Annotated in this window: 7 protein-coding genes; 5 read left to right on the forward strand and 2 right to left on the reverse strand. The window is 63.1% G+C overall.

Annotated features, from left to right (window positions below; all coding sequences use genetic code 11):
- Positions 1-550: 550 nt before the first annotated feature.
- Positions 551-2,794 (forward strand): CHAT domain-containing protein, encoded by a 2,244-nt coding sequence (locus CA237_RS15540; protein WP_164523895.1) that lies wholly within the window; start codon positions 551-553, stop codon positions 2,792-2,794.
- A 259-nt stretch (positions 2,795-3,053) separates the two neighbouring features.
- On the opposite strand, the gene CA237_RS15545 is transcribed toward CA237_RS15540, so the two are convergent.
- Both CA237_RS15545 and CA237_RS15550 read right to left on the reverse strand, forming a co-directional pair.
- Complete coding sequence (locus CA237_RS15545) at positions 3,054-4,169, reverse strand: IS110 family transposase (RefSeq protein ID WP_126014659.1); 1,116 nt, start codon at positions 4,167-4,169, stop codon at positions 3,054-3,056.
- 96 nt (positions 4,170-4,265) lie between these two features.
- A complete protein-coding gene (locus CA237_RS15550; RefSeq protein ID WP_010339851.1) occupies positions 4,266-4,808 on the reverse strand; it encodes a MarR family transcriptional regulator in 543 nt (180 codons plus the stop codon).
- A 104-nt stretch (positions 4,809-4,912) separates the two neighbouring features.
- Here CA237_RS15550 and CA237_RS15555 point away from each other — a divergent pair, with 104 nt between their 5' ends.
- From CA237_RS15555 to CA237_RS15570, 4 genes are all read left to right on the forward strand, one after another.
- The gene (locus tag CA237_RS15555; protein WP_010339850.1) at positions 4,913-5,389 is read left to right on the forward strand and encodes a DUF417 family protein; all 477 of its coding nucleotides are present in this window, start codon (positions 4,913-4,915) and stop codon (positions 5,387-5,389) included.
- A gap of 133 nt (positions 5,390-5,522) precedes the next feature.
- Positions 5,523-6,107, forward strand: a complete 585-nt coding sequence (locus tag CA237_RS15560; RefSeq protein WP_010339849.1) for a recombinase family protein — start codon at positions 5,523-5,525, stop codon at positions 6,105-6,107.
- Between the two features lie 4 nt (positions 6,108-6,111).
- Positions 6,112-9,090 (forward strand): Tn3-like element ISMpo10 family transposase, encoded by a 2,979-nt coding sequence (locus CA237_RS15565; RefSeq protein ID WP_012449407.1) that lies wholly within the window; start codon positions 6,112-6,114, stop codon positions 9,088-9,090.
- Between the two features lie 76 nt (positions 9,091-9,166).
- Positions 9,167-10,282, forward strand: a complete 1,116-nt coding sequence (locus CA237_RS15570; protein ID WP_004206949.1) for an IS110 family transposase — start codon at positions 9,167-9,169, stop codon at positions 10,280-10,282.
- The last annotated feature ends 176 nt before the right edge of the window (positions 10,283-10,458 follow it).

The raw sequence follows: 10,458 nt of genomic DNA on the forward strand, positions 1-10,458 counted from the left end.
CGATTAGAAAACCGATCTATCGGCATTTCAATCATTTTTCGTAAGTATGAAGAGCCTACTTGAAGGCCGACTTAGTGTGATTCAGGCATTAGTGCCGTTGCCGCATGCAACTCTATGGGCCTCTCGGAGGTAATCGGACAGTGAGTTGGTTTGGAAGTAAATGGAACATGAGTGTGTTAAGGCAGTCATGACAGCGTCCAACTATCTACAGTTCGTCATGGATGCCGTGGGTGGCTCACCTGATAGAGTTGGGTTGCATCGGCCTTCTCCTTTGCTTAGATAAGCTGCTGCGATACCTGGCTAGTGGTATCTGTTAGCTGTCTCGAATCATGGACTAAACGTAGGATATAACACCGGTTTGGGAAATTAACTATCTGAAGGCGGCCAGTGCGCGAGTACGCTGTTTGTCGCAAATAGCGCGATATACGAGACGTTCGGAAGTTAGTACTTACGCGACGTGGGCGTATCACAGCATGAAAGCGACTGTCCGCTGCCGCCTGTGTGCAGGCTATTTGTTGCACTAGCTGATCAATGGTCGCAACGCACAAGCATGGCTGAGAAATCCAGCGAGCTGCACGGTCTTGAGCAAGGCCAATCCCCCGGTCCGACGGAGGCGACCCTTCGGCCGGCTGACCGCATGCCCTCGCCAGACCTAATCTCTTGGCCGGGCCGGTCCCCAGAAGCTAACCAGGCATATGGGATCTCAGATCCGCTGCGGATCACCTACCTGCTCGTGATGGAGGACGAACGCCTCGACCGCATGACCGCGTTCCAGGGATTCGGGCGCGGCTGGTGGCTACTTATCTGGGCGTTGTACCAGCTCGCCGAACTTCCTGCTCAAGTACTTGAGCCGACATGGCCGCTTGACAGCCTCCTACGCCAGCGCATCGGGGGTGCGAGCGGTCTGAGCTGGATGCCGATCATGGCGTCCGCGTTGGATTCGCTGATGCTCGACGAAGTCGGCTTCTGCGTGGTGATGTTCACCGGAACCGAGCCGGCAGCCCGACGGGCCGCTGCTTGGGCCGCGCGGCAGCCGCGGCCGGTCCTGCACGTCTCCTCTATCGCGACACCAAGGACGATGACACCGGACGCGATGAACCTGATCGTGCTTCGGGACCACTGCCGTGCGGTCTACCAAGCGCACGGCGGCGAGATATCGCCTGACCGAAGAGCTAGGGCGCTGGAGGCTATTGAGGCCTGGACCCCGCGCCAGCCGGTCTCTATCGATCTCGACGAATTAGGTCACAACTGCACCACGCCCAATCACATGGTGCTGCGGCGAGCCGGACGAAGCCTGGGCGAAGGAATTCCCCACTGGTCGAGCATCGACGAAGATGCTTACACTGCCGCTATCCTCGCCAGCGCTACGGCAGTGATGGACGTGCGGAAAGCCGTTGGTACGAGCAACGTGAACCGTCTCTTCGTACCGCTGCCAAAGATCGTGCTGACCGAACCCGCCCTCTTCCGCTTCGCCTATGGGCGCGGGGACTCGAGGGGCACGTCGCTCGCTCCGGCTACGGTCATGATGATCCGGCGGATGCAGCAGCAGAAGGGACTGGCGCACCTTATCGAGCCCAAGCAACTCAGCATGCTCGAACATGACGGCGAATGGCAGGGCGCGGTCGCGGAGCGCCAGACTGAGACCGCCGTTCAGACCGCAGGCGTGGGCCTGATGGCGGCGCAGAGCTGCGCCGCGGTGGTCCGCCTGCGGCCGGAGGTAAATCATGTCTTCCCGAGACTGTCCGAGTTTGCCCGCAACATCCGGGCGGTGAACCCCCATGCCCGCGCTAAGTCCCCCCAGCTGCTGCAACGCCTGCAGGACGCACTCGCACGTGCAGTTGGTCCCGAACGGATCGACTTCGTTCGCCGCTACGGCGGGCCGGTGAGGATCGTGTCGGACGCGCCACTCGAACTGCTGCCGATCGACGGGCTTCCGCTGGCACTGCGCTACGACACCTCACGCATCAACGCGACGCCCGGCAACCTCATGATGGGCGAGCTGGCCGGGCGCGTGCCGATCACTGTGGATTACCGCGATCTCCTGCACGTGCTCGTGGTGAGCTCCTTCAACGAGGACGACCAGCTCCGCGACTTCATGCGCGAGGCGCTCGACCAGCTCGAGGAGGTCAGACCGGGGGAGTTCACGATAGACTTCCGGCGCGTGACGACGGTGGACGAGTTTGTCGAGGTGGTGAACGGGTCGACGGCCCCCATAATGATATTCGATGGACACGGGGTACAGGACGATGGTCGGGGCCTTGGCGGATTGCGCATTGGCGGACAAACCGTCGACATCTGGCGGCTGCGCGACCGAATGCGCTGCCCGCCTATCGTGATCTTGAGTGCCTGCGACACCCATGGACTCGACGCACCGTCTCACTCGACAGTTGGGAATAGCTTCCTTGCCGTGGGCGCGAGCACGGTGCTCGCGACGGTGCTGCCGGTGGGCGGCCGGGAAGGCGCCCTATTCATCTACCGTGCCCTCCTGCACTTGGCGGGCTTCGTTCCGGCGGCGATAGAGGTCCGCATGCGCCTGATCAGCTGGACCGAGGTCATGGCCGGCGTGCTACGGCTGTCGTTAGCCAAGGACGTGCTCGACCACCTGACCCGAAGGGGCGTGCTGCCCGACGAATCCGACCGCGCCATCTTTCGAGGAGTGCTTCGGTCGGTGCTCGACGCGGATTCCGACTGGTTCGAGACAATGATGGGGTCAGGACATAGAACGGGCACAGATATACGCTCTCATGACTGCCATCCGAAACGCTGGCCGAGTTTACCTCTTCGCTGGCCGTGAGACCAGCGTTCGCATTGACCTTGGCGGGTGTGCCGCGGACGCCTGATCGACGACGATTGATCATGCTCTCATCCGCGGGTTGGTTACCGCACTACCCGTATCCGTCGCTGGGCCTATCCTCCGTCTAAGTTCGGGCGTCGGACGAACCTGCCCCACCGTACACCGTGGATTGCCCATCACAGTCGGGTGCCCGCGGCACGCCGGCCAAGGCTATGCAGTTGGTGCGCTGGCGCCTCCTCTCGGAATCGATGTACCTGGATCAGCCGGCTATCGCTGGCGATACCCGACGGGCGATGTCCCAGGCATAGCCGACCAGTTCACGAGCGATCGCGGTGGTCACCTTGGGCTGGGGCTTTCCGGTGGCCGTCAGGCGACGGTAGCGCTGGCACAGGCGAACCTGCGCCTTCCACCCGATTGCCTGGATGTCCTCGGGCAAGTCGATGACCCGCTCACGGTAGCGTCGCTCCTCGCGAGCGGGCAGCCGATACGACCAGCCCGCCTCGATCAACATCGTCCGTGCCTGCGCGTTGCCCGCCCGGGTAATCCGGCCCCGCTTGGTCCTGGCACCGCTGGAGTGCTCGGACGGCACCAGGCCGACATACGCCATCAGCTGCTTGGGATTGTCGAAGCGGGTGAGATCGCCCACCTCGGCGACCAGCGTCGCGGCGCTGACCAGCCTGATACCGCGCAGTACCTGCAGATTGCGGACCAGTGGCGCGAAACACCATGCATCCACCGCTTCAGCCAGCGCCGCCTCCAGGCGCGCGACCCGTGCCTGGGCCTCCAGCACCCGCTTCTGCATTTCCTCGAATGCCAGCTGTTGGTGGGGAAACTCAAACCGCTGCTCGGACAGCCACCGCCAGTACATTTTCGTCCAGGCCGCCTTGCCGCCAAAACGACGATCATGCCGCAACAGGAAGCTGCGCACCGTCTGCTTGGCCCCGATGGCATCGTCCTGCGCGCTGCGTCGCGCGCGAATGAGATCGCGTACCGCCTCGTGCGCTTCGTCCGGCACCCAGATCGCGGTGAGTTCGCCGGCGCGTAGCAGCCGCGCCAGGGTCATCGCGTCACGCCGGTCCGTCTTCACATGGTCACCCGGGCGTCGCGGCATCATCGAGGGGGCAATGACAATGCAATTCTGTCCCAGCTTTGACAGCAGCCGATGCAGGCCATATCCACAGGGACCCGCTTCGTAGCAGACGTTCAACGTTACGCCCGGTCCCGTCAGCCGCTTGACCAGCTTCCTGATCGCATCGTCCTCGTTGGCGACCGTGCCGACGAAACGCACCTCGCCTCCGCGTTCCCCATCGGCAACCGCGACCGCGATGGTTTCCTTATGAACGTCCAGACCAACGTATTTCACTGCCTCCGTCATGGCTCGCCTCCGCTGCTGACAAATCCATCTTCAGCATCTCAGATTCGAGCCTCCGAGGCTCCGGCAGTCATGGGGTCTAAGCGTCTCTGCGCGCACTTATGGGTCGACTCTATGCGTCGACGACTCCAGCATTCCAAAGGCATCCATCGGACAGTTGTAGCATCGCCTCTCGTCGCAGAGCCGGCATATCGTCAGCGCCGAGACAGCGTCGTCAGACATCTGCGCAAGTATTGTCTCGGCAATACGTTCCAGCACGAGGCGGTCAGCATTCGAGACATGGCTAAGGATTTCGGATAAAGTCTCGTTTCTTCGTTGCAGGATCGCAGATAGGCGAGTCTCGCCTGCCTCAGTGAGCATCAGCGCTACTGCACGACGGTCCCGTAGCGCTTTGGATCGAACGGCGAACCCGGCTGCAACCAATCGATCGACAAGCCGCACCGTCCCCGCGTGGGACAAGCCTAGCACCCGTCCTAATTCGTCGATCGAAAGACCGGTCGCGTGACCGATGACGACGATCGCCGCGGTGGTTTCGCCACCGCCGGGTATCGTCGGGTCGAATGCCGCCTTCTTAATTCGATCGGTGATGCCCACTGCGAGGGCGCCGAACAGATTGACGAGCCGGTCCGAGAGTACGTTCAAAGGGTTGCCTCATTCATTGACGGCGTATAGTGTATGCGCAGCGCATATATCACGCCTGTCTAAGCATGAAGGCAGGTCATGCGCCATGATGAAAGCGAGGCACCATGTTTTCGACATTACACATAGCTGAAAAGACGACCGGCTCTCGCGGGTCTCTCGCGTTGCTGCGCTGGGCGCTGGTGGTCATCTTTCTCTGGTTCGGTTGCATGAAATTCACGAGCTATGAAGCGATGGGCATCGCGCCATTGATGAAGAACAGTCCGATCATGAGCTGGATTCCGGCCGTTTTTGGGGTGCAGGGTGGAAGCTATTTTATAGGCACCGTCGAGCTCGCGACGGCCGCTGCGCTGATTATCGGTGCTTTCAACAAGACGGCCTCCGCTCTCGGCGCGGCGATGTCATGCCTGACTTATGCCGTGACACTGACGTTTTTCCTGAGCACGCCTGGCGTCGCCGAGCCGACCGCTGGCGGGTTCCCGGCGATTTCGGCCGGAACCGGACAGTTCCTGTTGAAGGACCTGGTGCTTCTTGCGGCATCAGCGTGCCTTCTACTTGCGTCCATACGGACAGCAGACGCGTGACGGCAAACAGGTGATAGGCGACGCTCCGGACCTGCGCTTTTGCCGAACCATACCCGCCTCAGCCCATAACGATCGACAAACCCTGTCGCTTTGATAGGGTGTTCGAAAACATGCTTTCGAGGGTTTGTCGTACATGCTGGTCGGATATATGCGGGTGTCAACGACCGATGACCGCCAAACGGTCGATCTCCAGCGGGACGCGCTCGTCGCAACCGGGGTCGATCATCGGCATCTCCATACCGACAAGGCATCCGGCGCGCGCGACGACCGACCAGGCCTGAAAGCCTGCCTCGACTATCTGAACGCGGGCGACACACTGATCGTGTGGAAGCTCGACCGGCTCGGACGCTCGCTGCCGCACCTGCTGACGATCGTCACCGATCTGAAGGCGCGCGGCATCGCGTTCCGGTCGCTGACCGAGCAGATGGATACGACCACGCCGCACGGCGAATTGCTGTTCTCGCTGTTCGGTGCATTGGCACAATATGAGCGTGCGCTCACGCGCGAACGGGTGATGGCGGGACTGGCTGCTGCCAAACGCCGGGGACGCCAAGGTGGCCGCCCGCCGATGATCGACGCCGAAACGCTCGAGCGGATCACCGCCGCGCTGGATGGCGGGGCCAGCAAGGCGTCCGTCTGCCGGACCTTCAAGGTGCCGCGTTCGACCCTTCTCGGCACGCTTGCCCGGATCGGCTGGACCGCACCGGCCAAGGTCTAAGCCGATGCCGCGTCGCGCCGTCCTGTCGGACGAGCAACGCGCGGCGTTGCTCGCGCTTCCCGACGACGAAACCCTGCTCGTCCAGCACTGGACATTGAGCCGGGACGACTTGGCCATCATCGTCCGCCGGAGGCGACCGCATAACCGGCTGGGTTTCGCGATCCAGCTTTGCGCGCTGCGCTATCCTGGCCGTTTCCTGCGACCCGGTGAACTGATCCCTGATACGCCGCTCGCGTTCGTCGCAGAGCAATTGCAGGTCGGACCCGAGGTGCTGGCCGACTACGCGACGCGCGGCCCGACCCGGTACGAACAGCTCGATGCACTGCGCGATGCATTCGGCTTCATGCCGCTCAGTCGGCCGCTGCGAACGACGTTGCAGGAATGGCTCCTGCCGATCGCGCTGACGACGACCAGCGGGGCTAGGCTGGCGCGCGTGATGCTGGATGAGTGCCGGCGACGGCGCATCATTGTGCCGGGCATCAGTTCGGTCGAGCGGATGGTCGCACAGGCGTTGCTCGATGCCGAACGCCATGTCGCCGAGCATCTGACCCGAGGACTCGATGCTCGACAGCGCCGGCTGCTCGATGCGCTTCTCCTGCCCCACACAGGCACGAACTTGAGCGATCTGGCCTGGGTGCGGCAGTCACCCGGCAAGCCCGGCCGAAAGACATTCGCCGCCATCATCGAGCGACTGACACTGCTTCGGGCCATCGGGATCGATCCGGATATCGCCGTAGGCGTCCATCCCGAGCGCCTCCGACGCCTGTGCCAGGAAGGCGTGCGGCTGACCGCGCAACATGTTCGGACGCTGCAAGCGACGCGGCGTCGCGCCACATTGGTGGCGACCATCCTCGAAACCATCGTTACCCTCACCGACGATGCGGTGCTGATGTTCGATCGCCTGCTTGGGCAGATGTTCCGGCGCGAACAGAACAGCGCGGACACGACACTCAAGCGCAACCGGCGCACCATCAACGGCAAAATCCGGCTGCTTGCCCAACTCGGCGCTGCCTTGCTCGCCGCCAAGATATCAGGTGGCGATATCGGCGCTGCGGTCGAGGCAGCGATCGGATGGAATGATCTCGGCCGCGAGGTCGATGAAGCCCGCAAGCTGATCCGCCCCGATTCGGTCGATCCCGTCGCGGTCGCCGCGACCAATTACCCCGTCCTCCGACAGGTCGGTCCCTCGTTCATCGCCTCGTTCACATTCGGGGCGGTGCCAGCCTGCCATGCGCTCGCGCGAGCGGTCGCGATCATGCGCGACCTTCATTTTGGTCATCTGCGCAAATTGCCTGCAGGCACGCCAGTCGGCTTCATCCGGCAAGCTTGGCGTCGGGCGATCGGCACCGGCATTCCCGATCGCAGGATCTATGAATTGTGCGTGCTGGTCGAGCTTCGCGACCGGCTTCGCGCCGGCGACATGTGGGTCGAGGGAAGCCGACGCTATCGTGCTGTCGAGCAGCAACTCATTCCTGCCCCCGTATTCGCCAACATGCGCGCGGCCGGCCCCTTGCCGATACCGGCACCGGATACGGCCGATATCTGGCTGGCCGAACGACGCGCCCGCCTCGCCCGTCGATTGGCCGAGGTCGAGCGAAAGGCGGAGACGGACGCGCTGGAAGACGTGCAGCTCAGCTTGGGCAGGCTGCGGATTTCGCCCTTGAAGGCGATTACTCCCGAGGAATCCGATACCGCCCTTGCGCCGCTCTATGCGCATCTGCCCGCGATCCGCATCACCGACCTTCTTGCCGAAGTCGATCGATGGACCGGGTTCAGCCAGTGCTTCACGCATCTGCAAAGTGGCCGTGCCGCGGATGAACCACGTGCGATCCTCACGGCGGTGCTCGCCGATGCCACCAATCTGGGCCATACGCGCATGGCGGAAGCCTGCAATCTCGTGACCCAGCGCCAACTCGGTTGGCTCGCCTCGTGGCATCTGCGCGAGGAAACCTACGGTCGCGCGCTCGCCCGGCTTGTCGACGCCCAACACACCGCGCCGCTGGCCGCGCTGTTCGGGTCCGGCACCTCGTCCAGCTCAGACGGTCAGAACTTTCCGCTCGACCGCCGCGCCCAGGCAACCGGCGCAGTCAATCCGCACAAGGGGACAGAGCCGGCTGTCTCCTTTTACAGCCACGTCTCGGATCGCTACGCGCCGTTCCATTCCACAGTTATCTCCGCTTCGGCGAGCGAGGCGGCACAGGTGCTCGACGGGCTGCTCCACCACGGCGCCGATCTGCACATCGAAGAGCATCACGTCGATGGCGGGGGCGTCTCCGACCATGTGTTCGCGCTATGTCATCTGCTTGGGTTCCGGTTCGCGCCGCGTATCCCGAATATCGCCGCACGCCGTTTGCACCTGTTTAACGGCATCGAACCCGGCCCCGATATTGCGCCGCTGGTCGCGGGCCGCATCGACGAAGGTCTGATCGAGGCACACTGGGACGACGTGCTGCGACTGGGAACCTCGATCCGCACAGGCGTCGTCAGCGCCTCGATCATGCTGGAACGGCTCGGCTCCTATCCACGCGCCAACGGCCTGGCACTGGCGTTGCGCGAGATCGGTCGCGTCGAGCGTACCCTGTTCACGCTCGACTGGATCGAGCAGCCCGAACAGCGTCGCCGCGCCACCCGCGAACTCAACAAGGGAGAAGCGGAAAATGCCCTGAAACGCGCCATCTTCTTCCATCGCATCGGCCGTATCCGCGATCATGCGCTGCAAGCCCAAAGCCATCGGGCGAGCGCGCTGAACCTCGTCGCCGGTGCCATCGTCCTGTGGAACACGACCTACCTGCAAGCCGCCCGGATGCATCTCGCCAACCTCGGCCGGCCGGTCCCGCCGGACCTGCTGCAACACCTATCACCGCTCGGTTGGCAGCATATCAATCTCACCGGCGATTACCTCTGGACCGATCCCGATGCGCCATCCACCGCGCTCAGACCGCTTCGCCAGATGCGCGCCGTCGAAGGCACGGCAAAACCTTAGACCCCATGACTGCCAGAGCCTCGGAGGCTCGAATCTGAGATGCTGATGATGGATTTGTCAGCAGCGGAGACGAGTCATGACGGAGACGGTGAAATACGTTGGTCTGGACGTTCATAAGGAAACCATTGCGGTCGCGGTTGCCGATGGGGAACGCGGAGGCGAGGTGCGTTTCGTCGGCACGGTCGCCAACGAGGACGATGCGATCAGGAAGCTGGTCAAGCGGCTGACTGGACCGGGCGTGACGTTGAACGTCTGCTACGAAGCTGGTCCCTGCGGGTATGGCTTGCATCGGCTGCTGACGAAGCTGGGACAGAATTGCATCGTCATCGCCCCCTCGATGATGCCGCGGCGCCCGGGTGACCATGTAAAGACGGACCGGCGTGACGCGATGACCCTGGCGCGGCTGCTACGCGCTGGCGAACTCACCGCAATCTGGATACCGGACGAAGCGCACGAGGCGGTACGCGATCTCATCCGCGCGCGACGCAGCGCGCAAGATGATGCCATCGGAGCCAAGCAGACAGTGCGCAGCTTCCTGTTGCGTCATGATCGTCGTTTCGGTGGCAAGGCGGCCTGGACGAAAATGTACTGGCGGTGGTTGTCCGAGCAGCGGTTCGATTTTCCCCACCAACAGCTGGCATTCGAGGAAATGCAGAAGCGGGTGCTGGAGGCGCAGGCACGGGTTGGGCGCTTAGAAGCGGCGCTGACTGAAGCGGTGGACGCATGGTGTTTTGCGCCGCTGGTCCGCAATCTACAGGTCCTGCGCGGTATCAGGCTGGTCAGCGCTGCGACGCTGGTCGCTGAAGTAGGCGATCTCACCCGCTTCGACAATCCCAAGCAACTGATGGCGTATGTCGGCTTGGTGCCGTCCGAGCACTCCAGCGGCGCTCGGACCAAACGGGGCCGGATCACCCGCGCGGGCAACGCGCAGGCACGAACCATGCTGATTGAGGCGGGCTGGTCGTATCGACTGCCCGCTCGCGAGGAACGACGCTACCGTGAGCGGGTCATCGACTTGTCCGAGGACATCCAGGCGATCGGGTGGAAAGCGCAGGTTCGCCTGTGCCAGCGCTACCGTCGCCTGGCGGCCACGGGCAAGCCTCAGCCCAAGGTGACCACCGCGATCGCGCGTGAACTGGTCGGCTATGCCTGGGACATCGCCCGTCGGGTGTCGCCGGCGATAGCCGGCTGATCCACCCACGACATTAACGAGAGGAGGCGCCAGCGCACCAACTGCATAGCCTTGGCCGGCGTGCCGCGGGCACCCGACTGTGATGGGCAATCCACGGTGTACGGTGGGGCAGGTTCGTCCGACGCCCGAACTTAGACGGAGGATAGGCCCAGCGACGGATACGGGTAGTGCGGTAA

The sequence above is a fragment of the Sphingomonas sp. ABOLH genome, assembly GCF_003951715.1.
GTDB classification, from domain to species: Bacteria; Pseudomonadota; Alphaproteobacteria; order Sphingomonadales; family Sphingomonadaceae; genus Sphingomonas; species Sphingomonas hankookensis_A.